A 23315-nucleotide genomic window follows, 5' to 3' on the forward strand; every position below is an offset into this window, starting at 1 on the left:
CGCGAGCGAAGATCGGCGACGGCTGGTCTGATGGGCCTGTTACTCGGCCGGAGCGGCGACGGCGTCAGCCGCCCCGAGCTTGCTGTGACGAGCGCCGTAGACGAGGTAGACGACGGCACCGAGCACGCTCCACACCACGAAGCGCACCCAGGTCGCGCCGGGCAGGCTGAACATGATGATCAGACTGCAGATGATGGCGAGCGGCGCGATCACCCAGGCGGCCGGGCAGCGGAAGGGCCGCTTGAGATCCGGATGGGTCTTGCGCAGGATCAGCACGCAGGCCGAGGTGATGATGAACGCGAACAGCGTGCCGATGTTGCACATTTCGGCGACGATGCCGATCGGCGTGAAGCCGGAGATCAGCGCGATCACCGTGCCGACGAAGATCGTTGCGACATGCGGTGTGCCGAACTTCGGGTGCACCTTGCAGATGCCCTCGGGGATCAGTCCGTCGCGGGCCATGGCGAAGAAGGCGCGCGTCTGGGCGTAGATCAGCACCAGGCAGACGGTGGTCAGGCCGGCGATGGCGCCGACGCCGACGACGGCCGAGCCGAAGTTGTAGCCGATCTTGCGCAGCACGTAGGTCACCGGCTCGGCATTGTTGAGCTCGGTATAGGGCGCGACGCCGGTGAGCACGGCCGACACGGCCATGTAGAGCACCGTGCAGGCAACCAGCGAGCCGATGATGCCGATCGGCATGTTGCGCTGCGGGTTCTTGGTCTCCTCGGCCGCCGTCGCCAGTGAGTCGAAGCCGATATAGGCGAGGAAGATGATCGCCGCGCCGGCCGTGATGCCCTGCATGCCGAAGGGCAGGAACGGCACCCAGTTCCGCGGGGTGACGTGAGGCGTCGCCAGCAAGAGGAACAGGAAGATGGCGCCGAGCTTGATGAAGACGAGGATGCGCGACAGACGCATGCTCTCCCTCACGCCGAGCACCAGCAGGAACGTCAGGAAGGCGATGATCAGCACGGCCGGCAGATTGACGATGCCGCCGTCATGCGGCACCGCGGTCAGTGCGTGCGGCAGTTCGATGCCGCCGGCCTTCAGGATGCCGACGAAATAGGCCGACCAGCCGGCGGCCACGGCCGAGGCGCCCACCGTGTATTCGAGGATCAGGTTCCATCCGACCAGCCAGGCCATGAACTCGCCGGCGGCGGCATAGCTGTAGGCATAGGAGCTGCCGGCGGCCGGAAGCGCCGCAGCCAGTTCCGAATAGGCCAGGCAGATGAAGGCGCAGGCCACCGCCGAGAAGGCGAAGGACAGGATGATGCCAGGGCCTGCGTAGGTGGCAGCGGCGACGCCGGTCATCACGAAGATGCCGGTGCCGATGATGACGCCGATGCCCATCAGGAACAGGTCGAAGGCGCCGAGGTTACGTGGCAGGGCCTTGCCGCCCGACTGCGCCATCACGTCGGCGACGCTTTTCTTTCTCGTGAGGTTCAATCCAGCCCCCAGAAATTTGGTTCTTGCTTGTCCTCCGGCCTGATGCCGGGGAAAGTGGGTCTGAGCCCAGGAGCCCTCGCTATTATCTTTACCGGCCGGTCAAGAAAGATCGGGGAAATAACTAGAAGCGTTTTGCCCGGTTCAATTTCGCAAGATTTCTCGAAGGGCGCTCCCAAAGTCTCATTTGGAACCCGACGGCTTTTCCAACGTTCGGCACCGGAGGGGAGACCGACGTCGAATGCCTGCGCCGCCCCGGTTCGTCATCGCGTCATCGATAATTGAATATACCTATCGGCATCCCAATATGCGTGGACGGTGTCCGTCACGGTCGGAGCCGAACACGCTTTCAGGAAGGAGATCCGATCCATGACGGCCGGCAGCGAAGCCCGCGGTTACGCTTCTTCGGTGCTTCATCGCATAGCCGCCGATGTTTCTGAGCGCGAGAAGGTGTCTCTCGGCGATCTCCTGCATCATCTCGGACAAAGCGGATTCGGCCTCGCGCTGATCGCCTTGGCTCTGCCGGCGATGATCCCCATTCCAGGGCCGTTCGGGATGATCACCGGCAGTTGTCTGGTGCTGATTGCCTTTCAGATGCTGCTCGGCTTGCAGCGTCTCACCCTGCCGCGCTTCGTTGCCAACCGGCACCTCGCTGCCGATGGCGTGAAGGCGATCATCATGCGGGCGCTGCCCTGGGTGAAGCGGCTCGAGGCGGTGGTCAGCGAAGGACGCTGGCGGTCGTTGACGGGGCCGAAAAGCCGCGTGCTGGTCGGCGTTCCGGTGCTGCTGCTTGCCGTAGTACTGGCGTTGCCCATTCCCTTTGGCAATGTCGGGCCGGTGATCAGCCTTCTGGTGATCGGACTGTCGCTGGTCGCCCGCGACGGTCTCGCCTTGATGGTCGGCCTTGGTCTGGCGATGGCGACCTTTGCCTGGACGGGCCTTCTGCTCTTCGCCGGCGCCCATATCGCTGCCTATCTCGGCAGCTTCTTTGCTTGAAACACATGGATCGACGCGCTCTCATCCTCGCCAACCCTCACAGCCGATCGGCCGGCGCCGGTGTCGACGCCGCCGCAGCCGAGCTGCATCGGTCCGGCATCGACGTGCTGCGTCCAGCCTGGCGCGAAGGCGAGCCACTTGCGGCGGCCATCGCACGACACGGCGACAAGGCCGATTTCGTGGTGATCGCCGGTGGCGATGGCAGCCTGAACGCAGCGGCGCCGGCCCTGATCGAAAGCGGTCTGCCCCTCGGCATCCTGCCCGGCGGCACCGCCAACGATCTCGCCCGCACGCTCGGCCTGCCGCTCGACATGACCGCCGCCGCGAAGGTCATCGCTGCCGGACGGACCAAGGCGATCGATGTCGGTGAGGTCAATGGCAAACCATTCTTCAACGTGGCCAGCCTCGGCATGAGCGCCAGCCTTGCCGATCGCCTGAGCCGGGAGACCAAGCGTCGCTGGGGCCGGCTTGCCTATGCGCTGACGGCGACGGAAGTTTTGATCGAGGCACGCCGCTTCGGCGCCACCATCCGCTCCGACGATGGCGAGGAAATCACCGTTCGCTCCTTGCAGATCGCCGTCGGCAACGGCCGGCATTACGGCGGCGGTATGATCGTCGAGGAGACGGCCGAGATCGATGACGGTCGCCTCGACCTTTACTCCCTCGAGTTCAGGGATGTCTGGAAGCTGCCCTTCATGGCATTGGCCTTCAGGAAAGGGCGACACGGACTCCGGGATGAGGTGCGGACCATGAGCGGCACCCGCTTCGAGATCCGTACCCGCCGGGCAAGGCCGGTCAACGCCGACGGTGAGATCGTCACCCAGACCCCGGCGGTGTTCAGTGTGCGGCCGGGCGCTGTTCGCGTCTTCGTTCCCTGAAGTCCGGCAAGCTTCCGCCGCTTACCCGCCGAACCACGAGAACAGCGAGGCCACCTTGGGTTCCGCCTTGTTGGCGAGCCGCGGCACCACCACCATCTGCTTGACCTCGCCCCGCTTGAAGGCGGCGAGGAAGCGCGCATAGTCGCGGAACGAGACGCAGCCGTTGGATTCGCCGGGCTTGCGCAGCATGTAGGTGTGAGCAAGCAGACCGTCGCGCCCGAAAGGCTTCTTGCCGTCGATCGGGGTGAGGCGGATCGCCTCGACGCCGTGGAACAGGCTCTCGCGCATGGTGAGCTTGTAGGTGCCCGGCGGCGTGGGACCGCGCATCTTGACGTGGACGTAACGCACGTCGTCCATGTAGGCGCCGAGGCCGGAGTGGGCCTCGAGCTTCTCGCCGTTGGGCATGTACACGATGCCGGCGGTGATGTCGTAGACGGCGATACCCGGCCGCCGAAGCGGCGCGGCAACGGCTACCTCCGTCCTCGGCTTCGGCTCGACCAGCGCGACGACCGGCTTTTCCCGCTTCTCGGGCACCGAAGGCGCGGCCGCCGCGGGGGGCGCCAGGGCGGCCACCTTCGGGGCTTCAGGGACGGCTTCCACCGGCCTTGCCGGAACGGCCGGACGCGGCACGGGCAAGGGCGCTTCGGCGATCGCCAGGGGCGGGCGCACACCGGCATCGGGGGCGGCAAGGCTGTCGTGCCGGATGGCCAGCGCGGTGCGCGCGGCGGGCGAGGCGTTCGACAGGAACCTCATCTCGAACTGCCGCTGCCTCAAGCCGGCAGCCGCTTCGGCGAGGCGCGTGGCAACGGCGGCGGTCGCCTTGTTCTGGCGCGACAGCAGGATGGCGTCTGACGACAGGACGGGGGATGCGGGCTCGGCGAGGGCCGGCAGCTTCTCGAACTTGGTCGGCTTTTTCGCCGGCGCTAGAGTTGCCGGCAACGGACGTACCGAGAGGCCGGACTCGTAGATCGACTGCCGGGCGGCGGACAGGTTCTCGCTCACGGTGCCGACGGCGGTAAGGCTGAGCCCGATCCACATGGCGACCGCAGCGGTGACGCCGACGAAGGCGGCGACGGCCGGGAGGCCTGCAAAACGGAACGACACTCTGAAGGGGACCGGCTCGTAACCGCTTGAATAGGCTGCCAACGTCGCCATGCCAAAACTCACTCAACGCTTACTCTGACGAAGATCCGATGGGTCGGCTGCCTGTGTCAGAGGCGCGCCGGTGCGCGGAAAAGCTCCGTTCCGAGCTCAGGATCGCAAGTTATGGTAAGGAAAGTCTTTACGGCTTCGTCGTCGCGAGCGCCGCCAATGCGTCGGCCAGCCTCTCGACCGCCGCCCAGTCGGTATACTCGGCCACCGTGGAAGGATCGGTGGGGCCGCCGGAAATCGTCATGATGGCCTGGATCATCATCCTGTCGAACCAGCGATAAGCAGGATAGTCGAGCCGGCCGGCGATGGCGGCCGCCAGGGCAGGGCGAAGCTTGGTCCGCTTCAGCCAGTTGCGCAGGTAGACGTTGCCTTCCGCCGTCTGCCGGCCGGGCTTGCGGGCGGTCAAGTTGACCGAGATGACCGCAATGCGCTGATCGGGAACCTCGGTCCGCAGGCGGCCAAGAAAGCGTCGCGCGGCCGAGAGGTGGAAGCCGTAGCGGATGGCGGCGGCAAGCAACACGATATCGGCGTCCGTGTCGATCGTCGGCGGCCCCACCGAAAGGTCGGCGATGGTTGCGCCGACGCCATGTTCGCCGAGATGTCCGGCAAGCCGGTCGACGATCTTGCGCGTCTGCCCGTCGTGGCTAGCGAAATAGATGGCAACTCTTGGCCGTTTCGGCGCCATGTCCCCGCATCCTGCTGCGCGCCTTGCAGGACGCGACTCGCCTCTTTCAGGTCGATCCTAGACCCAAAAACCTCCCAACTGGACAGGCGTTTCGCGCAAGCCTTTGTTTCGGAGACATCTTTGTATCCTGATGCGCTCAGCTTTTCGCCTGCGTCTTCCCCCTGAGGCGCTGGACGCGGTCAAAGAGACCGGCCTTTTCGAGAATGAGCTTTATCCTCGGCTTGAGGGCGAGAAGGGCGAGCGCCAGACGGCCCCGCAATGAAAGCGGCTGGCGGAGCTCTAGCAATGTGTAGCTGTCGGCACCAAAAAACGTCTTGTAGGTCTCATCGCCGATCGTCAGATCGAAGACGCCGAGACCCATCTCCGCGGCGGCGGCGAGGCAGCTTTCAAGTGTCAGGAGGCCCGGCGCCCAGTTGGCGAAAGTCTTGTTGTAGGCAACTGCGAGGAGCAGAATACGGTTGCCCTCGATGAGGCCAAGACACCCGCCCAGCAACTCGCCGTCAAGACGCAACCGGCCTATCCGTGCCAGGGAGCCCTTTTCGACGAGGCGCCGGTAGAAAGTGCTTTGGATGTCGGTGTCTTTGTCGTCGTTCACATCCTGAAAACGTTGACGCCGCCAATCGAGCAGGGTTTCAAGCTCCGGGAGCGCCTCCGGGCCGGTGACGAAATCGAAAACCAGCGACCCTTTGTGTTCCAGTTTGCGGCGGTTCTTGACAAGTCGGCGGCCGGTCGAGGGGTCGAACCGGCACTCGCGAACGGCCTGGAAGTCTGCGTCGATCGGTAGCGCATGGGCCGAGTAGCGCGACGGGCGCATGAGATGATCGAGGTGCATCCGCGCCGCGCTCTCGGGCAGCACGCGCTCGATCGAAAGGATGTCGGCGGACGGCAGCATTGCCACGAGAGCGCCCCAGAGACGGTCCATTGTCTCTCTGTCCGGCGTGAACTCCGGGCTGACGAGCGCCGCGTGGTAGTCGCTGACGCCGCCATCGGGCAGCGTCAGCACGGTGACGCCATAGCACCGCTCGCGGACGAGCGGCAGAAGGAACAGCGGCTGACCGCCCTCCGCCTTGCGGATGACGCCGACGCAGCAGTCCATGCCCGACGGCTGGAGCACGGCGAACCAGGTATCGAACCAGGCGGGTGACTGGAAAGGGGTCCGTTCAAGGCCGGGTGTGGCGAGAAGGGTGGGAATGACGGCGGGATCGGAGAGCACTGCGATCTCGTAACCTGACAAGCCGCTCATCTCGACCCCACTAAGCCGTCCGAAGCAATCGGTGACATGGGCCACCCGATGCGATCGACGACATACTAGGTTATACAACTGACTAAAGGGTTTATAAACGCGTCAGGCACAACCCGCGGAAGGCGCTGCCGGTTGTGGCGATGGAGGAACGCGCGGACATGGCGGATCGGACTTCGAGCGTTCCAACGCTCACGGCGGATATTTTGCTCAAGGCCTATGCCGTCGGCATGTTTCCGATGGCCGAGAGCGCCGACGATCCCAACCTGTTCTGGATCGAGCCGGAATGGCGTGGGGTCATCCCGCTTGATGGTTTCAGGATCCCTCGCCGCTTGGCCCGCACCGTGCGGCAGGGCGTGTTCGAGGTGCGCATCGACACCGATTTTTTCGGTGTGGTTGACGGCTGCGCCACCCCGGCGCCGGGGCGCGAGAAGACCTGGATCAACGCCACCATCCGCAAGCTCTATGGCGAGCTGTTTCAGCGTGGGCATTGTCACACCGTCGAAAGCTGGAAGGATGGTCGGCTCGTTGGCGGTCTCTATGGCGTGTCGGTCGGTGGCGCATTCTTCGGTGAAAGCATGTTCTCGACGGTGACCGATGCCTCGAAGGTGGCCTTGGTGCATCTCGTGGCGCGCCTCAGGGCCGGTGGCTATCGGCTGCTCGACACGCAGTTCGTTACCGACCATCTCGCCCGCTTCGGCACGATCGAAATACCGAAGCGAATCTATGGGCAACGTCTGACGGCGGCCCTCGCCACCCCCGGGGACTTTCAGGCGCTACCATCGCCCCTTTCGGGTGAGGAGGCGCTTCGCTGGCTGCCGGCGGCGGGATCCGGCGAGGAAACCTAGGGGCGCCAAGGCAGATCAAAGCCTGATCGGCGCACTTCGCGCAGCATCTTCTAAAGATGCTACAACATGTTGAAAATTATCAATGAAAATTGATTCGGCTAAGATTCTGAATCAATCGAGAACCTGGCCGTCCGTTCCTTCTACGGCGGGCGCTTCCACCGGCGCCTCATCCATCATCATGCTGGGCATGCTGGGCTTGTCGGGCGGAATGGGAATGCCATCGACGAAGGTCAGCACCACCGGCGCGCCATCGTCGACGTTGCCGGCACCGGCGGCGGTCTGGTTCGATACCGCGACACGCACCTCGCCATTGCTCGCCACCGGCGGCGGAACGTCGCTGTCCATGCGGCAGCCGATCAGCCAGACGTCGTAGACCGGGTGCTCGACGGCATTGAGGCCGGGGCTCGCGGCGAACATCCAGCCCGAGAAGATCCGCTTGATCTCGTTGTCGAGGGTAATCTCTTCCACTTCCACGAAACCGTCTGTCTCGGCGGCTTCGGTGGTGGGACGGCTGTAGCAGACCTTCGGCGTCACGCGCAGCGTGCCGAAGCGCACGGTCTCGTCGACATAGACGTCGAAGTCGATCGTCTTGCCGGTGATCTTGTCGAGCCCGGTGAAGACGGCCACCTTGTTGGCGATCTTCTCGGCCGCGGCCGGGCCGGCGAGGGCGGTCGTCAGACCGAGGGCGGCAAGCGGAAGAAGAAACTTGATCGTCATGGGTGGCGTCTGCTGCGTGGCTTGGGGCTCGCCGCCGTCGCGCGGGAACCTTTCGGCACCCAACACGCCAAATGCGGCGAGCTCTGGGCATCCCCTTATCAGGGCAGGCGGCGGAATGCTTCCAGAATCAGCTCGAAGAAGCCGTCGGCATCGATTTTGGTGATCCAGGTGGCGTTCTTGTCCCGTCCGGTCACCGACCAGCGGTCGACCACGGTCTGGCCGAAGCACAGGCCGGGCGTCGTCTCGATCTCGACGTTGACGAACTTGCCCTCGAAGAGGTCCGGCTTCAGGAGATAGGCGATGGTGGTCGGGTCATGCAGAGGACCGCCGTCGGAGCCATATTTCTGCTCATCGAAGCGCTCGTAGAACGACAGAAGGCCGACGAAGGCCTCCGCTGCCTTGCGCTTCAGCGCGCCGAGATCGGCAAGCCAGGACTTGCGGATCAGCGCCTGGTGGGTGACGTCGAGCGACATCACCACGATCTCCGCACCCGAGCGGAACACCCGCTGGGCGGCGTGCGGATCGACCCAGATGTTGAACTCGGCGGCCGGCGTCGAGTTGCCGCCTTCGATGTTGGCGCCGCCCATCAGCACGATCTTGTCGAGCCGGCTGGCGATGCGCGGCTCACGGGCAATGGCCATGGCGACGTTGGTGAGCGGGCCGAGGGGCACTAGCGTCACCGACTTTTCCGGCCGGCTCATCACCGTCTCGACGATGAAGTCCGGCGCAAACTCCGGCCGGAGTGGCGTCACCGGGTCGGGAAAGGTCCAGCCGTTGAGGCCGGTCTCGCCATGAACATACTCGGCCGTCTCCAGCTTGACGGCAAACGGCGCCGACGCACCGGCGAACACAGGGACGTCGGTGCGGCCGATGAGCTCCAGAAGCTTCAGCGCGTTGGTCGACGTTTTGGTGAGGCCGACGTTGCCGGCAACGGTGGTGATGCCCAGCACGTCGATCGCCTCCGGAAAGGCGAGCGCCAGCATGAAGGCGACGGCGTCGTCCTGACCGGGATCTGTGTCAATGATGATCGAGCGTGGAGACATCCGAACAACTCCTCCGTTCACCGCCCGCTGCGGCGGGCTGGTGTACTAACCTATTTGAATCGCAACCCTATCCGCTTCGCCGGAGGGAGTCCAACGGCACCGACCATGACGGGGGGGCTTTTCCCGCCAATGAAAAAACGGGACGGAGCGTTCCGTCCCGTTACCGATCCCTTTGATGGTTCCCTGGGTCAGGAACCGGGCGTCCAGGCGTCGTAGTCGCCGGTGACCACCGGACGTCCCTCGGCGGAGGCGAGTGATCCCTTGGGTCGATAGGCGGCCGCGGTACCGGTCATGTTGGGCTTATGCGGCTTCTGCCAGTCGCGCGGCCGATAGGTTTCGGCGGTCGGCGGCGAGTCGACGCGGTGATGCATCCAGCCATGCCAGTCGGGAGTGATCTTGGAGGCGTCGGCCTCGCCCTTGTAGATGACCCAGCGGCGCGCGCCGTCCTTGGTCTGGTAGTAGACGTTGCCGAACTCGTCCTCGCCGACGCGCTGGCCCAGTCTCCAGGTGTAGAAGCGGGTGCCGAGGGTCTGCCCGTTCCACCAGGTGAAGATCTCGGTCAGCAGTTCCTTGAAGGTCATGATCATCAAACCCATCGCACCGGCGCGACCGACGGTCTCGCCATCCACGTAGTTGCGCGGACTATGGCGAGGCGCTGGGGTCTTGTCCAGAGCCGGGTCGGGCTTTTTACGGCAGGCGGCATTACCCGCGGCGGAGCGCGGTCCAGGACGGCTTTACGGCCGGCTTCTTGCCGCTCGCATCCTCCTCGGGCCTGAGGCCGGCCTTGCGCTCGAGCTGTTCCTTGGTCCGCAGGAACGCCTGCCACTGATCGGCAGCCAGGTTGCCGGTGTCGGCCGTCTCCGGTGCGGCAGGTGTCGGCGCATCCTCCGTTTTCCGGATCGGCTTGGTCGTCGCCGCCTTGCGCACGGCGGCGGCGCGCTCCTTCTGGGCCATCATGGACTCGCGCACCCCTTCGATCTCGAAGGATCCACGCGGTCCGAGAACCAGTTGACGCTGGTCGCGCTGCAGCCAGCTGATGCGCTCATGCAGCACCGCCGGCGAGATCGGCTTGACGACGATGAGGTTGGCGCCGGCCCCCATCGCCTTGTCGATGATGGCGCGGGTCGGGGTTGCGGTCAGGATGATGACGGGGACGTAGCAGAGCGGCTCCATGAAGCGCGCCCGCACCATGTGCAGCAACTGGTGACCGCTGACCAATCCGGCCTTCCACTCGCAGATGATGAGATTCGGCGGCTCGTTCAGCATGGCGTGCAGGGCCGCCTCGGTGCTGTCGAACAGGCGGATGCGCCGTACCTTCATGGCGTTGAGCATCGAGCGGATGATGCCCTGCATGGTCTTGGAATCGTCGATGACCACAACATCCAGCTGTTCGTTGGGAACGGCATAGGTGGAATGATGTGGCATGACGCGTCGGCTCCGGAACTCATGACTGTCGGCGCGCGTTCTCATCGTGGACGCGCCGGATTGGCACTGCGCCGAGCAGACCACGAAAGCCTCAAGAACCGTTGAATCGATATGGTTTCGGCGGTCTTAACACCCCTGCTTGCAATCTAGGGAAAGTCCGAGCTTTCTATATATAGTATGTGCGTATCACTTTTGCGCTACATGATGTTGTCATGTCGGTGTGAGTGGCCTAACATCTTTCTCAGGTCACGGTGAGTCTGTCTTGCCTTTGACGGTGGCAGAAGTGCCGACGGTCTGTCTCCTCACGGGGTGGCGGGCATCGAAGGCGGAGCCTCCGGCCGGGTCGCGAATCGGTTGGCCGGCAAAGCTCCGTCAAGACGGAATCAGTGATCCTTGCGTGAAATCCGGACTGGTTGCCGAAGCCTGTTGAAAGCTTCCGAAGTTTGGGGAAAACGCGTTAACACTTAATTTACGGAATCGGCGGAACCCTACATGTAGGGGCCAGTTGATGGATGCGGACACTAGATGAAGTGCGGAGCCGGCGAATGACCGGAATCCTGCGCCATTCGGCAAATGGTGTCCGCAGACGTAAAATGGACCGAATAGGATCAACGGAGCGCGCCTGAGCGGTGTGTTCCCGGCAATTTCAAGGGGCTAACCAATGTTGTTCGAGCGGCGCTTTACCAAGGAAGGGCACTCGCCATACGACGGGATCGAATTCCGCGTGGCGGTCAGCGAGATCCGCAATCCCGACGGGTCCGTCGTCTTCCGCGCCGCCGACATCCATGTGCCCGCCGCCTGGAGCCAGGTGGCGAGCGACATCCTCGCCCAGAAATATTTCCGCAAGGCTGGCGTGCCGGCCGCGCTGAAGCGCGTTGAGGAGAACTCCGTTCCGTCCTGGCTGTGGCGCTCGGTGCCCGATGAGGAAGCGCTGGCCAAGCTGCCGGAAGGCGAGCGCATGATCGGCGAGACCGACGCGCGCCAGGTCTTCGACCGCCTGGCCGGCACCTGGACCTATTGGGGCTGGAAGGCCGGTCATTTCTCGACGGAGGAGGCCGCTCACGCCTTCCACGACGAACTTCGCTACATGCTCGCCACCCAGCGCGTCGCCCCGAACTCGCCGCAGTGGTTCAACACCGGCCTCCACTGGGCCTATGGCATCGATGGCCCGAGCCAGGGCCACTATTACGTCGACTTCAAGACCGGCAAGCTCGTCCGCTCGGCGACGGCCTACGAGCATCCGCAGCCGCATGCCTGCTTCATCCAGTCGGTGGAGGACGACCTCGTCAACGAGAGCGGCATCATGGACCTCTGGGTTCGCGAGGCGCGTCTCTTCAAGTACGGTTCCGGCACCGGCTCCAACTTCTCCAAGCTGCGCGGCGAGGGTGAAAAGCTGGCCGGCGGCGGCAAGTCGTCGGGCCTGATGAGCTTCCTGAAGATCGGCGATCGCGCCGCCGGCGCCATCAAGTCGGGCGGCACCACGCGCCGCGCCGCCAAGATGGTGGTGGTCGACATCGACCATCCCGACATCGAGCAGTACATCAACTGGAAGGTCAAGGAAGAGCAGAAGGTCGCGGCGCTGGTCACCGGCTCCAAGATCTGCTCCAAGCACCTGACCGCCATCATGGCGGCGATCACCGGCGAGGAAACCTCGGGCGACGATCGCTTCGACCCGCAGAAGAACCTCGGTCTCAAGCGCGAGCTGCGCGCCGCCAAGAAGGCGCTGGTGCCAGAGAACTACATCCGCCGCGTCATCCAGTTCGCCAAGCAGGGCTACACCTCGATCGAGTTCCCCGTCTACGACACCGACTGGGACTCCGAGGCCTATCTCACGGTCGCCGGCCAGAACTCCAACAACTCGGTGCGCGTCACCGATGCCTTCCTGCGTGCCGTCGAGACCGGCGGCAACTGGAACCTGACCGCCCGCAAGGATGGCCGCACCGTCAAGGCGCTCGAAGCGTCGGACCTCTGGGAGAAGGTCGGCTATGCCGCCTGGGCGTCGGCCGATCCGGGCATCCAGTATCACACCACCATCAACGACTGGCACACCTGTCCGCAGTCGGGCGAGATCCGCGCGTCCAATCCGTGCTCGGAATACATGTTCCTCGACGACACGGCCTGCAACCTCGCCTCTGTCAACCTCTTGCCCTTCCTCAATGCCGACAAGAGCTTCGACGTCGAGGGCTTCAAGCACGTCTGCCGCCTGTGGACGGTGGTGCTCGAGACCTCGGTGACCATGGCGCAGTTCCCCTCGCGCCAGATCGCCCAGCTGTCCTACGAGTTCCGCACCCTCGGCCTCGGCTACGCCAACATCGGCGGCCTGCTGATGTCCTCCGGCATTCCCTATGACAGCGCCGAGGGCCGCGCCATCTGCGGCGCCATCAGCGCTGTGATGACCGGCGTCGCCTATGCCACCTCGGCCGAAATGGCCAAGGAGCTGGGTCCATTCCCGGGCTACAAGAAGAACGCCCAGGACATGCTGCGCGTCATCCGCAACCATCGCCTCGCCGCCCACGGCAAGGCGACCGGCTACGAGAAGCTCAACACGCTGCCGGTGCCGCTCGACCACGCCTCGATCAAGGACAAGCCGCTGCTCGACGCCGCCACTGCCTCCTGGGATGCGGCGCTCGCTCTTGGCGAGAAGCACGGCTACCGCAATGCGCAGGTCTCGGTGATCGCCCCGACGGGCACCATCGGCCTCGTCATGGACTGCGACACCACCGGCATCGAGCCCGACTTCGCGCTGGTGAAGTTCAAGAAGCTGGCCGGCGGCGGCTACTTCAAGATCATCAACCGCGCCGTGCCGGAGGCCCTGCGCACGCTCGGCTATTCGGAGAGCCAGATCGCCGAGATCGAGGCCTACGCCGTTGGCCACGCCTCCATCGACCAGGCGCCGGCCGTCAACCCCGGCTCGTTGCGCGCCAAGGGCATGTCGGACGCCGCCATCGACAAGGTGAAGGGCAGCCTCAAGAGCGCCTTCGACATCAAGTTCGTGTTCAATCGCTGGACCCTCGGCGACGACGAGATGAAGAAGCTCGGCGTCAGCGATGCCCAGATGAACGATCCGGCCTTCGAGCTGCTCGCTCACCTCGGCTTCTCCAAGGCCGACATCGAGGCCGCCAACACCCACGTCTGCGGCGCCATGACGCTGGAAGGCGCACCGCACCTGAAGGCCGAGCACCTGCCGGTGTTCGACTGCGCCAACCCCTGCGGCCGCATCGGCAAGCGCTTCCTGTCGGTCGAGAGCCACATCCGCATGATGGCGGCCGCCCAGCCGTTCATCTCGGGCGCCATCTCCAAGACCATCAACATGCCCAACGACGCCACCGTCGAGGACTGCAAGGAAGCCTACATGCTGTCCTGGCGCCTGGCGCTCAAGGCCAACGCGCTCTATCGCGACGGCTCCAAGCTCAGCCAGCCGCTGAACTCGCAGCTGCTCGCCGATGACGACGACGAGGCCGAGGATGCCGCCGAGGCGCTGGCCGCCCTGCCGGCGGCGGCGCGCGCCGCGCTGATCTCCGAGAAGATCGTCGAGCGCATCGTCGAGAAGCACGTGCGCGACCGCGAGCAGGAGAAGCTGCCGACCCGCCGCAAGGGCTATACCCAGAAGGCCAAGATCGGCGGTCACACGCTGTTCCTGCGCACCGGCGAATATGATGACGGCCGCCTCGGCGAGATCTTCATCGACATGAACAAGGAAGGTTCGGCGCTCCGGGCCCTCCTCAACAACTTCGCCATTTCGGTGTCGCTCGGCCTGCAGTGGGGCGTGCCGCTTGAGGAATATGTCGATGCCTTCACCTTCACCCGCTTCGAGCCGGCGGGCATGGTGCAGGGCAACGAGATGATCAAGAACGCCACGTCGATCCTCGACTACGTGTTCCGCGAGCTCGCCGTGTCCTATCTCGGCCGCTACGAGCTGGCGCATGTGGTGCCGGACGATCTGAAGCCGTCGGGCGGTGAGGGTCGGGACACCAGCGGTCGCGGTGGCGACGCAGTGGTCTCCAAGGGCCTCGTGCGCGGCAAGCAGCTGAAGCTTGTCTCCGCCACCCCCGATCCGAAGGGTTCGGCCGGTGCCGGGGCGACCGGCTCCAACGTCTCGGCCTTCGCAACGGCCCGCGCCAGCGCGGCGGTGACTGGCGTCGGCGGCTCGGCCGCCACCGCCTTCCGCCGCGATGCCGAGGAGGCGCCGGCCCCGTCGTCGGTTGGCTCCACCCAGGCCCAGCCCGACTACGCGACCCGCGTCGCCCAGGCCCGCATGAAGGGCTACGAAGGCGAATCCTGCTCGGAGTGCGGCAACTTCACCATGGTCCGCAACGGCACCTGCCTGAAGTGCGACACCTGCGGCTCGACGAGCGGCTGCAGCTGAAGTGTATATCTGCTGATTGTAAGCGCGAGGCCCCGGATCAACCAATCCGGGGCTTCTTGCTTTATGGCCCCATGCAGCGCAGGATCAGGGGCCTGATAGTCCGATACTGCGGCAACAGACAGGGGTTTACTATGTCTGGTGAAACGGAAGACCAATGGGAAGCCGTGGAATACGCGTCCCCTCCATGCTTCCTGCATGAACTATCCCCAGGCTACGGCTTTGAAACGGTCGACCACCAAGCATGTTCATGCAATCCATCGGCTGGGAAGGTCGAAACGCAAATGCAGGATCGAAAGTCCCGTGCGGCGGACGCCAAAACGCCGGCTCGCAGTTGATCGAGCCTGCCGTCCGGAACCGCACTTCCTGCCCATGAGTTCCTGCTTTCACGGATGACGGCGATGAGCGCCGTCCCTCGAAAGCGGGACGAGACCCATGGTACCACGGGCGAACTGGAAGGGCGTTCTGAAGATCGCGGAGGTCATATGCCCCGTGTCGCTCTACACGGCGGCCTCCACCTCCGAGCGCATCGTCTTCCACACCCTCAACCGCGCGACCGGAAACCGCGTCGAGCGGCAGTATATCGACGCCGAAACCGAGAAGCCCGTGGATCGCGAGGATCAGGTCAAGGGCTACGAGGTGAGCGAGGGCAACTACATCGAGCTGACGCCCGACGAGGTGAAGGCCGCCGTGCCGGAAAGCGACAAGACGCTGGCGGTGTCGGCCTTCATCGGCTGCGGCGACATCGACGACGTCTATTTCGACAAGCCCTACTATCTTGCCCCCTCGGATCGCGTGGCCGAGGAAGCCTATGCCATCATCCGCGATGGCCTCAGGGAGAAGAAGGTCGCGGCCATCGCCCGCACGCTGCTGTTCCGCCGTGTCCGCACCCTGCTGATCCGGCCGCATGAAGACGGGCTGATCGCCACGACGCTCAACTTTGACTACGAAGTCCGCGCGGCGGCCGACGAGTTCCGCGAAATCCCCGACCTCAAGATCAAGGACGAGATGCTCGAACTTGCCGAGCACATCATCGACACCAAGATGGGCGAGTTCGACATCACCAAGTTCGACGACCGCTACGAAGCCGCACTGGCCGACGTGGTGAAGGCGAAGATCGAGGGCAGGAAGATCAAGCCGCGCAAGGCGCCCAGGGAGGAGAAGGTCATCGACCTCATGGCGGCGCTCCGCGAGAGCGCCGGGCTCGGCAAGTCCAAGGACAAGGCCGGTTCGGCATCGCGGTCGGGCTCGCGCAGGAAGGCAGGCTGACCATGGCCCTCGAAACCTATCGCCAGAAGCGCAACTTCAAGTCGACTCCCGAGCCTGAGGGAAAGGTGGCCCCTGGTAAGGGCAGGGCCTTCGTTGTCCAGAAGCACGACGCCACCCGCCTGCACTATGATTTTCGCCTGGAGATGGACGGCGTTCTGAAGAGTTGGGCGGTGACGCGAGGCCCGAGCCTCGTTCCCGACGAGAAACGCCTCGCCGTCCATGTCGAGGATCACCCCCTTGATTACGGCGACTTCGAGGGCACGATCCCCAAGGGGGAATATGGCGGCGGCACGGTCGTCCTCTGGGATCGGGGTACCTGGTCGCCGATCGGCGATGCGCACAAGGGTTACGCCAAGGGCTATCTTGAATTCGAGCTCTCCGGCGAGAAGCTGACGGGGCGCTGGCATCTCGTGCGCATGCGCGGCAGACCGGGCGAGAAGCGCGAGAACTGGCTGCTGATCAAGGGCGGCGACGAGTTCGCCCGTGGAGAGGCGGATGCCGACATTCTGGAGGAACGTCCGGAGTCGGTGAAGACCGGGAGGAGCCTTGAGGAGGTGGCTGAAAATGCCACCGCCAAGAAAATCAAGGCGCGCAAACCCCGAAAGACCGTCTCTGCCTCAAAGGCGGAATCCTCTGCGCCCGAGGGCGAGGTTCCGGATCCCCAGGGCATCAAGGGCGCGAAGAAGGCGCCCATGCCCGATTTCGTCGAGCCTATGCTGGCAACGCTGGTGCCCTCGGCGCCGACCGGGGACAAATGGCTGCACGAGATCAAGTTCGACGGCTACCGCCTTCTGGCGCATATCGAGGTCGGGCGGGTCAAACTCTTGACCCGCAGCGGGCTCGACTGGACCAAGAAGTTCGGAAAGGGCGTTCTCGCGGCCCTTCAGGACTTGCCGATGGGTTCCGCCATCATCGACGGTGAACTTGTCGTCGAGACCGCCTCCGGAGCCACCGATTTCTCGGCGCTTCAGGCTGACTTGAGCGCCGACCGAACCGACCGCTTCGTCTTCTACGTCTTCGATCTTCTCTATCTCGACGGCTTCGATCTGCGCAGCCTGCCGCTGATCGAACGAAAAAGCCTTCTCGAAAAGCTCGTCCCGCCGGGAGAGGGCATCCTCCGTTTCAGCGGCCATCTCGACGAAAGCGGCGCCATGGTGCTGCAGCACGCCTGCCGCCTCAGCCTTGAAGGCATCGTCAGCAAGCGGCGCGACGCACCCTATCGTCCGGGGCGCGGCAAGACCTGGGTGAAGTCGAAATGCTCGGCGCGACAGGAGTTCGTCATCGGCGGCTACGTGCCGTCGACGGTCTCCCGCAAGGCCATCGGCTCGCTGGCGCTCGGCGTCTTTGAGGAGGGCAAACTCCAGCACGTCGGTCGGGTCGGTACCGGCTTTGGCGTCGAGGTGGCCGAGGATCTTCAAACCCGGCTGGAGCGGCTGCGCACCGACGAGAAGCCGTTCGACAACGCCATGACGGCCGATGAGCGGCGAGGGGTCAGATATGTTCGCCCCGAACTGGTGGCGGAGGTCGAGTTCCGGGCGTGGACGGCCGACGGCCATCTCCGCCACGCCTCGTTCCGAGGCCTGCGCGAGGACAAGCCGCCGCAGGAAATTGTCCGCGAGACACCCAAGTCCGACGCCAAGGCGCCGAAGCCACAGCGCCGGACCGTCAAGCTCACCCATCCCGACCGGCTCTACTGGCCCGATGAGGGCATCACCAAGGAGGGTCTCGCGGACTTCTATGCCGACGTATGGCGGCTCATGGCCCCTTATGTCGTCGGCCGCCCTCTCGCCCTTCTTCGCTGCCCCAGTGGCATCAAGGGAGAGCGCTTCTTCCAGAAGCACGCCTGGAAGGGTCTCAACCCTAATATCGTGACCGTCCCCGACCCGGCAGACCCGTCGGAGGAACCATGGGTCAGCATCAACGACCTCGACGGCATGATGGGGCTGGTCCAGTCGGCGGCGCTGGAAGTCCATCCCTGGGGCTCGACGGTCGCGGATTGGGAGCGGCCCGACATCATCATTCTGGATCTCGATCCGGGCGAGGACGTGCCCTGGCAGGCAGTGATCGACGCCGCGCAGGAGGTGCGCCAGCGCCTTGTCGATGCCGGCCTCAACCCCTTCGTGAAAACGTCCGGTGGCAAGGGCCTGCATGTCGTCGCGCCGCTGAAGCCATCCTCAGAATGGCCGGAGATCAAGGCCTTCACCAAGTCGCTGGCCGAGGCGATGGCAGCCGACAGTCCGGACCGCTTCGTGGCGACGATCACCAAGTCGAAGCGCCACGGCAAGATCCTGGTCGACTATCTCAGGAATCAGCGGGGTCAGACGGCGGTCGCGCCCTATTCGACGCGGGCTCGGCCGGGTGCAGCGGTTTCGACGCCTATCACCTGGGAGGAACTGGAGCCCGGCATCGGTCCGGCCTATTTCACGGTCTCGAACCTGCCGGCGCGCCTCGCGGCCATGCGGGCAGATCCCTGGGCGGATTTCCGCGCCGCAGCGGTGCCGCTCGGCAAGGGAAAGAAGCGGCGAGGGAAGGGCACCTGAAGCGGCAGCTTATCGGGATTTGCTCTTTTTCTCCGACGCCACGCTTTTTCTGAGCGCGTCCATGATGTTGATGACGTTGCTGGGCTTCTCCTCGGCCTTCGGCTTGGCTTTCGCCGGGGCTTTCCGCTTTTTCTTCTTGGCCGAGATGATGTCCAGAAGCTTGTCCTGCACCGGATCGGAGACCATGTCCGGATCCCATGGCACGGTTTTCTTGTCGATCAGCTCCTTGACGAGCTTCATCGCCCCCGGCTCGACCTTGTCGCTGTCGATCTTGTGAAAATAGTCCTTCTCGGGCCGAACCTCGTCCCCGTAGCGGAGCGTCCAGACGACAATGCCCTTGCCGCGCGGCTCCAGCAGCACGGCCCGTTCGCGGCGATACAGCACCAGACGGGAAATGCCCACCGTCCCGGTGGACGCCATCGCCTCCCGGATCACCGCGAAGGCCTCCTCGCCGACCGGATCGCTCGGCAGGAGATAATGCGGCTTGTCGTAATAGACCCAAGGCACCGAGTCGGAAGGAACGAACATGTCGATATCGAGGGTATGGGTGCTTTCGAGAGCCACCGCCTCGATCTCCTCGTCTTCGAGAAGGACGTGCTTTCCCTCCTCGTCGATGGGGTAACCTTTCACCTCGTCATCCTCGTCGACCGGCTTGCCGGTGTCCGCATCGACATAGCGGCTGATCACCCGGTTGCCCGTCTTGGCGTTGAGCACGTGAAAGCGCACCCTGTCGGACTCGCTGGTGGCCGGCCGCATGGTCACCGGACAGGTGACGAGCGACAGCTTCAAATAGCCCTTCCAGAATGTGTGAGACGCCATTCCCTGGTCCTCCGGTCGCTGGATGAAACCAGCGGAGGAGGGGCACGGTTCCGCCCGCGTTGCGGCCGATCAAGGGACCGTCAGCGCGCCCTCAAGTAACAGGCTGTCGAAGTCGCTGATAAGAACCTCGATTTTTAGGGTCCAGGTGCCGCTGACCGGGAAGGTCAGACCGTGGACGCGCCAGTGTCCGTCCGCAACGCGCGTCGCCGGCCGCTGCATGGGCTCCAGGCCGGCGGCGGGATTGGCGACACTCACCTGGACATCCTGCGCGACCAGCGCTCGGCCCTGAGCGCTGGTCAATCGGATGTCGAGGCCACCCTGATCGACCGGCTGGATCATCGCCATGCCCCGGTCGGTATGGATATGCAGCATCTGGCGATGATGGAGTGCCGCTTCGGCGGCGGCGATGCTGCGCGGCGGTGGCGTGAAGCGCCAGCCGGCGACCACGGCGAGGACCGCCAGCAGCAGGCAGACATCCATCGCGAGCACACGGCCCAGATTACGAAGCTGGAGACTGCTGCCCGTTGCCGCTTCCGGCACCAGAATGCGGCGGTTCAACGCGCCAAGGCCCAGCATGACGAGTATCAGCAGCAGCTTGCTGGCCAGAAGGCGGCCGTAGTCTGTCCCGATGAAGGTGGCCGTACCGACCCCTTGCACGAAGGCCAAGGTGATGCCGGACAGCGCCAGCACGGCGACGGTCGGCAGCAGCAGGGCCGACAGGCGCAGAGCGACCCGGCCCGCGTTGTCCTGGCGCGTCGCGACAATGATCAGCAGCGGCAGGAGCGAGCCGCCCCATAGCGCTGCGGCGATCCCGTGCAAGGCGAGGGCAGGGCGTGCCACATAGGCGGGTGCGGCGGTGCCGGTATGGCCACTCAGCGTCAATGCGACAGCGACCATGAGAAGCGCCGCCGTTGCAAGCCCGGCCGCCATGAGACGCTTTGGGCTGTAGAGAGAGCAAACCGCGACAACAAGCGCCGCACCGCCAAGGCCGAGCGTTCCCCCGTAGCGGGATTGCAGACCGGCCGTCCAGGAGGCAGAGCCGGCAAGGCCGGCCAGCCCGCTGCCGAGTTCATCGAGCCCCTGCAGGCCGAGGGAGACAACGGATGCGGCGGCACCGACGACGATAAGCGCGAGGATTGTGCGATCGGCGAGGAGAGGGCGTTGCCTTGCGATCACCGTCAGGAAAAACGCGCCGCCGATGCCACCTATCCAACCGATGTAGATGCCGACCCGCGCGAGCCAGATGAGACAGGCAACGGCCGGGGACCGCGACGGATTGATCGCGGCGCTGCGTTGGCTGGCGTGGCCGATGGAAAAGGTCGTTGTTCCGCCAATCGGGTGCCCATCGGCCGAAGCGACGCGCCAGCTCAGGGCATAGGTGCCATCGCCGGCGGCGGGAAGCTCCGCAACGAGATCACTGCCCTCAGTTGTCGCCGTGATCTCGGCGCCCCGGCCGTCCGGGGTGAACAACTTCAGCGCCAGCAAGGTGACGGGCTCGTTGAAGGAAAGCCTCATCTTTCCTGGTGGGGTGGCGGTAATGCTGCCCTCGGTGGGCTCGCTGCCGACAAGGGTGGCGTGCGCCAGGCACGGCCCGGCCAGCACGGTGCAGCCGATGATCACCAAGGCGAGTTTTGTGACGAAGCGCAGCATCGAGGCATTTCCGAAAAAAGGGCGGCGCAGTCGCCCGCGCCGCCCGTTCCATCACTTGACGGGCGCGATGATCTTGACGCCGGGCGCCGGCGCTTCGTAGTCGTCGGCGCTCTTGCCGTTGGCCGGTATCTCGATCCAGCGCTCGGCCGTGCCGCCCTCGCACTCCTGCACCACCGGGAAGTACACGGTGGAACCGGCGGCAAAGGCCTTGGTCAGCGTGCCCCGGAACACGAACTCGTCGTAATAGTCGTCGGGCAGGTTGCCGGTCCACGAAAGCTCCTTCGCGCCCTCGGCGATCTTACTGCCGTGAAGGTCGTAGTTGCCTTCGTACTTGCCTTTGACGATGTCGAGCGTCCAGCCCGCCTTGGGCATCGGTTTTACGGCGATGAAGCCCTCGGGAATCTGCACCCGCACCTTCAGCGTCGCGGCTCCGGCGCAGCCATGGGGCACGCGCAGCACTGCCTTGTAGGTGGAGCCTGCGGCGGCTTGCTGCACCTCCATGGTGACATGGGCATGGGCGGCAACAGGGGCGAGCAGCAGTGCGGCGGCTCCGAGAGCTGCCAGTCTGGTCATGGTCATAGTGATGGTCCTTCAGAATCGAATGATGGGTTCGGTCCGATCACGCGATGTCTGGCGGCGCCCTCGCTCCGACGGGACCTGTCCGCGCGCGGATGGCACCATGGCCAAGGTCTAGTATTGCGGCAATGACCGCCACCGGCGCTTCACTTCGCTGCGGTAGGCCGGCGACCCGATCGAGCGGCCCGACCGCCGTACCGAGCTTGCCGCACAGCACGCACCAGTCGCAGCCTGCCTTGCCGGAGGGAACGTCATGCTTGCCGCCATGGTGTGAAACTGCCGGCTCGGAATGGCAGAGGCCGCTGTTTGCGACGGCCGCTGCCGCGGGCCGCGGCGTCGGCAAGACGAGCTGAAGCGCCAGGGCGACAACCGCCGCCAGTGCCACCAGCCTCCTTGCTTTTACCACCCAACGGCTCACGGCGCGTTCCAGCCCCAGTTGCAAACTGCTCGCAATTTGCCACGGGACGGTATGGCCTTCTTTGCTTTCCCGCAAACTCAACTTTAGAGCCGAAGCCTTGGGGCACATCTGCGGTGGTCAATCTTGAGGATTGATCCGGTCCCGTCGCCCCCCATAGACTGGCGACTTCGCCGAGGTCTTCGGGCCTCATGTCGATATGAGGTGCCTCAAAGCGGCCGGAGCGAATGAAGCTGAAGCGTTACTTCTGGCCGATGGTGGCGACGGCGACGATCGTGCTGTCCGTCTGGCTTCTTCTCCGGGAACTTCGCGGGCTTTCCCTGGAAAAGGTTGGCGACAGCCTCGCCGCGATCCCTTCGCCGCACTGGGCGCTCGCGGCCGGCAGCACGCTCTTGGCCTACGCGGCGCTCGCCGGCTACGACCGCGTGGCTCTCCTCCATCTCGGCAAGCGAATCAGCTGGTGGTTCATCACCATCTGCTCGTTCACCACCTACGCGCTGTCGCACAACATCGGCGCCTCGGTGGTGTCGGGCGGTGTGGTTCGCTACCGCGCCTATTCCACCAAGGGGCTGTCGCCGGCCGAAATCGGCCTGCTTGTCGCCTTCTGCTCGTTCACCTTCATTCTTGGCACGATAACGCTGATTGGCTTGGTGCTGGTGCTCGATCCCGACATCATGCTGCGTTTCGGCGATCTCCTGCCCATCACGGCGTCGCGGGCGACTGGCGTCTTGTTACTGCTGCTGGTAGCGCTCTACATCCTGGGCAGCGTCATGCGGTTCAAGCCGCTGCGTCTCGGGCCGCTGGTCATCGACTATCCGTCGCTTCATGTGACGCTGTCGCAGCTTGCCGTGGGCGTGTGCGAGCTGTTGGGGGCGGCGGGCATCATCTATTTCGCGCTGCCCGATGCCGGAAACCCCGGCTATTTCATCGTCTTGGGCATCTTCCTGATGTCCTTCTCCGCGGCGCTGATCTCGCATGTCCCGGGCGGGCTCGGCGTGCTCGAACTGGTGTTCGTCATGGGGCTGCCGGACATGGCTGACGCCGACGTGATCGCCGCGCTTCTGGTGTTCCGCCTGTTCTATCTCATTCTTCCCTTCATCATGGCGCTGGTCGTGGTGATGCTGTTCGAGCGTTCGCGCTTCCGTTCGGAGGCATCGGAGGAAATATGATCCGGGCCGGCTGGAACATGGCGATGGCTTTCAGGTTTCTTTCCCGCGTCCCCTGATATGCGCTATCATCGTCCCCTGCCGATGAGACGC

18 protein-coding genes are annotated in these 23315 nt (G+C 64.6%); 7 read left to right on the forward strand and 11 right to left on the reverse strand.

The genetic code is table 11. The features are described from left to right. Positions 1-39: 39 nt before the first annotated feature. Positions 40-1443: an amino acid permease gene (locus CXZ10_RS00535; protein ID WP_101287002.1), complete on the reverse strand. Its 1404-nt coding sequence runs from the start codon at positions 1441-1443 to the stop codon at positions 40-42. A 366-nt stretch (positions 1444-1809) separates the two neighbouring features. On the opposite strand from CXZ10_RS00535, the gene CXZ10_RS00540 reads away from it, so the two are divergent. Together CXZ10_RS00540 and CXZ10_RS00545 are read left to right on the forward strand one after the other, a co-directional pair. Continuing rightward, the gene (locus CXZ10_RS00540) at positions 1810-2436 is read left to right on the forward strand and encodes an exopolysaccharide biosynthesis protein (RefSeq protein WP_101287003.1); all 627 of its coding nucleotides are present in this window, start codon (positions 1810-1812) and stop codon (positions 2434-2436) included. Between the two features lie 5 nt (positions 2437-2441). After that, complete coding sequence (locus CXZ10_RS00545) at positions 2442-3314, forward strand: lipid kinase (protein WP_101287004.1); 873 nt, start codon at positions 2442-2444, stop codon at positions 3312-3314. Between the two features lie 21 nt (positions 3315-3335). On the opposite strand, the gene CXZ10_RS00550 is transcribed toward CXZ10_RS00545, so the two are convergent. From CXZ10_RS00550 to CXZ10_RS00560, 3 genes are all read right to left on the reverse strand, one after another. Next, positions 3336-4469 carry a DUF2778 domain-containing protein gene (locus tag CXZ10_RS00550; RefSeq protein ID WP_101287005.1) on the reverse strand — a complete coding sequence of 378 codons (1134 nt, stop codon included), beginning with the start codon at positions 4467-4469 and terminating at the stop codon, positions 3336-3338. A gap of 127 nt (positions 4470-4596) precedes the next feature. Continuing rightward, positions 4597-5151, reverse strand: coding sequence for a menaquinone-dependent protoporphyrinogen IX dehydrogenase (hemG, locus tag CXZ10_RS00555; RefSeq protein ID WP_101287006.1), 555 nt, complete (start codon positions 5149-5151; stop codon positions 4597-4599). Between the two features lie 136 nt (positions 5152-5287). Further along, entirely contained in the window at positions 5288-6394 is a 1107-nt protein-coding gene (locus tag CXZ10_RS00560) for a GNAT family N-acetyltransferase (protein ID WP_101287007.1), read from the reverse strand. A 158-nt stretch (positions 6395-6552) separates the two neighbouring features. Here CXZ10_RS00560 and aat point away from each other — a divergent pair, with 158 nt between their 5' ends. Then, the gene (aat, locus tag CXZ10_RS00565; protein WP_101287084.1) at positions 6553-7239 is read left to right on the forward strand and encodes a leucyl/phenylalanyl-tRNA--protein transferase; all 687 of its coding nucleotides are present in this window, start codon (positions 6553-6555) and stop codon (positions 7237-7239) included. Between the two features lie 111 nt (positions 7240-7350). On the opposite strand, the gene CXZ10_RS00570 is transcribed toward aat, so the two are convergent. The 4 genes from CXZ10_RS00570 to CXZ10_RS00585 form a co-directional block, all read right to left on the reverse strand. Beyond that, the gene (locus CXZ10_RS00570) at positions 7351-7956 is read right to left on the reverse strand and encodes a DUF2155 domain-containing protein (RefSeq protein ID WP_101287085.1); all 606 of its coding nucleotides are present in this window, start codon (positions 7954-7956) and stop codon (positions 7351-7353) included. Positions 7957-8054: 98 nt separating this feature from the next. Continuing rightward, positions 8055-8999 (reverse strand): nucleoside hydrolase, encoded by a 945-nt coding sequence (locus CXZ10_RS00575; RefSeq protein ID WP_101287008.1) that lies wholly within the window; start codon positions 8997-8999, stop codon positions 8055-8057. Between the two features lie 188 nt (positions 9000-9187). Further along, positions 9188-9580, reverse strand: coding sequence for an NADH:ubiquinone oxidoreductase subunit NDUFA12 (locus CXZ10_RS00580; RefSeq protein WP_101287086.1), 393 nt, complete (start codon positions 9578-9580; stop codon positions 9188-9190). 121 nt (positions 9581-9701) lie between these two features. Beyond that, positions 9702-10424 (reverse strand): response regulator, encoded by a 723-nt coding sequence (locus CXZ10_RS00585; RefSeq protein ID WP_180335811.1) that lies wholly within the window; start codon positions 10422-10424, stop codon positions 9702-9704. Positions 10425-11085: 661 nt separating this feature from the next. Between CXZ10_RS00585 and CXZ10_RS00590 the strand changes: the two genes are divergently transcribed. The 3 genes from CXZ10_RS00590 to ligD all read left to right on the forward strand — a co-directional run bounded on the left by CXZ10_RS00590 (position 11086) and on the right by ligD (position 18596). Then, a complete protein-coding gene (locus CXZ10_RS00590; protein ID WP_101287010.1) occupies positions 11086-14790 on the forward strand; it encodes a vitamin B12-dependent ribonucleotide reductase in 3705 nt (1234 codons plus the stop codon). 432 nt (positions 14791-15222) lie between these two features. After that, a complete protein-coding gene (gene ku / locus CXZ10_RS00595; RefSeq protein ID WP_101287011.1) occupies positions 15223-16056 on the forward strand; it encodes a non-homologous end joining protein Ku in 834 nt (277 codons plus the stop codon). A gap of 2 nt (positions 16057-16058) precedes the next feature. Further along, a complete protein-coding gene (ligD, locus tag CXZ10_RS00600) occupies positions 16059-18596 on the forward strand; it encodes a DNA ligase D (RefSeq protein WP_101287012.1) in 2538 nt (845 codons plus the stop codon). 9 nt (positions 18597-18605) lie between these two features. On the opposite strand, the gene ku (CXZ10_RS00605) is transcribed toward ligD, so the two are convergent. From ku (CXZ10_RS00605) to CXZ10_RS00615, 3 genes are all read right to left on the reverse strand, one after another. Next, a complete protein-coding gene (ku, locus tag CXZ10_RS00605; protein WP_101287013.1) occupies positions 18606-19415 on the reverse strand; it encodes a non-homologous end joining protein Ku in 810 nt (269 codons plus the stop codon). 69 nt (positions 19416-19484) lie between these two features. After that, on the reverse strand, positions 19485-21065 hold the full coding sequence (locus tag CXZ10_RS00610) for a copper resistance CopC/CopD family protein (protein WP_101287014.1): 1581 nt from the start codon (positions 21063-21065) through the stop codon (positions 19485-19487). A gap of 51 nt (positions 21066-21116) precedes the next feature. Then, positions 21117-21638 (reverse strand): YcnI family copper-binding membrane protein, encoded by a 522-nt coding sequence (locus CXZ10_RS00615; protein ID WP_180335816.1) that lies wholly within the window; start codon positions 21636-21638, stop codon positions 21117-21119. Between the two features lie 645 nt (positions 21639-22283). On the opposite strand from CXZ10_RS00615, the gene CXZ10_RS00625 reads away from it, so the two are divergent. Then, complete coding sequence (locus tag CXZ10_RS00625; RefSeq protein WP_101287017.1) at positions 22284-23225, forward strand: lysylphosphatidylglycerol synthase domain-containing protein; 942 nt, start codon at positions 22284-22286, stop codon at positions 23223-23225. The last annotated feature ends 90 nt before the right edge of the window (positions 23226-23315 follow it).

Source organism: Pleomorphomonas diazotrophica, from assembly GCF_002844595.1.
GTDB classification, from domain to species: Bacteria; Pseudomonadota; Alphaproteobacteria; order Rhizobiales; family Pleomorphomonadaceae; genus Pleomorphomonas; species Pleomorphomonas diazotrophica.

What these genes read in the sequence shown, in the direction of transcription:
- CXZ10_RS00540 (WP_101287003.1), top strand. Translation starts at nt 1,810, where the DNA reads ATGACGGCCGGCAGCGAAGCCCGCGGTTACGCTTCTTCGGTGCTTCAT.
- CXZ10_RS00545 (WP_101287004.1), top strand. Translation starts at nt 2,442, where the DNA reads ATGGATCGACGCGCTCTCATCCTCGCCAACCCTCACAGCCGATCGGCC.
- CXZ10_RS00550 (WP_101287005.1), bottom strand. Translation starts at nt 4,469, where the DNA reads ATGGCGACGTTGGCAGCCTATTCAAGCGGTTACGAGCCGGTCCCCTTC.
- hemG (WP_101287006.1), bottom strand. Translation starts at nt 5,151, where the DNA reads ATGGCGCCGAAACGGCCAAGAGTTGCCATCTATTTCGCTAGCCACGAC.
- CXZ10_RS00560 (WP_101287007.1), bottom strand. Translation starts at nt 6,394, where the DNA reads ATGAGCGGCTTGTCAGGTTACGAGATCGCAGTGCTCTCCGATCCCGCC.
- aat (WP_101287084.1), top strand. Translation starts at nt 6,553, where the DNA reads ATGGCGGATCGGACTTCGAGCGTTCCAACGCTCACGGCGGATATTTTG.
- CXZ10_RS00570 (WP_101287085.1), bottom strand. Translation starts at nt 7,956, where the DNA reads ATGACGATCAAGTTTCTTCTTCCGCTTGCCGCCCTCGGTCTGACGACC.
- CXZ10_RS00575 (WP_101287008.1), bottom strand. Translation starts at nt 8,999, where the DNA reads ATGTCTCCACGCTCGATCATCATTGACACAGATCCCGGTCAGGACGAC.
- CXZ10_RS00580 (WP_101287086.1), bottom strand. Translation starts at nt 9,580, where the DNA reads ATGACCTTCAAGGAACTGCTGACCGAGATCTTCACCTGGTGGAACGGG.
- CXZ10_RS00585 (WP_180335811.1), bottom strand. Translation starts at nt 10,424, where the DNA reads ATGCCACATCATTCCACCTATGCCGTTCCCAACGAACAGCTGGATGTT.
- CXZ10_RS00590 (WP_101287010.1), top strand. Translation starts at nt 11,086, where the DNA reads ATGTTGTTCGAGCGGCGCTTTACCAAGGAAGGGCACTCGCCATACGAC.
- ku (WP_101287011.1), top strand. Translation starts at nt 15,223, where the DNA reads ATGGTACCACGGGCGAACTGGAAGGGCGTTCTGAAGATCGCGGAGGTC.
- ligD (WP_101287012.1), top strand. Translation starts at nt 16,059, where the DNA reads ATGGCCCTCGAAACCTATCGCCAGAAGCGCAACTTCAAGTCGACTCCC.
- ku (WP_101287013.1), bottom strand. Translation starts at nt 19,415, where the DNA reads ATGGCGTCTCACACATTCTGGAAGGGCTATTTGAAGCTGTCGCTCGTC.
- CXZ10_RS00610 (WP_101287014.1), bottom strand. Translation starts at nt 21,065, where the DNA reads ATGCTGCGCTTCGTCACAAAACTCGCCTTGGTGATCATCGGCTGCACC.
- CXZ10_RS00615 (WP_180335816.1), bottom strand. Translation starts at nt 21,638, where the DNA reads ATGACCAGACTGGCAGCTCTCGGAGCCGCCGCACTGCTGCTCGCCCCT.
- CXZ10_RS00625 (WP_101287017.1), top strand. Translation starts at nt 22,284, where the DNA reads ATGAAGCTGAAGCGTTACTTCTGGCCGATGGTGGCGACGGCGACGATC.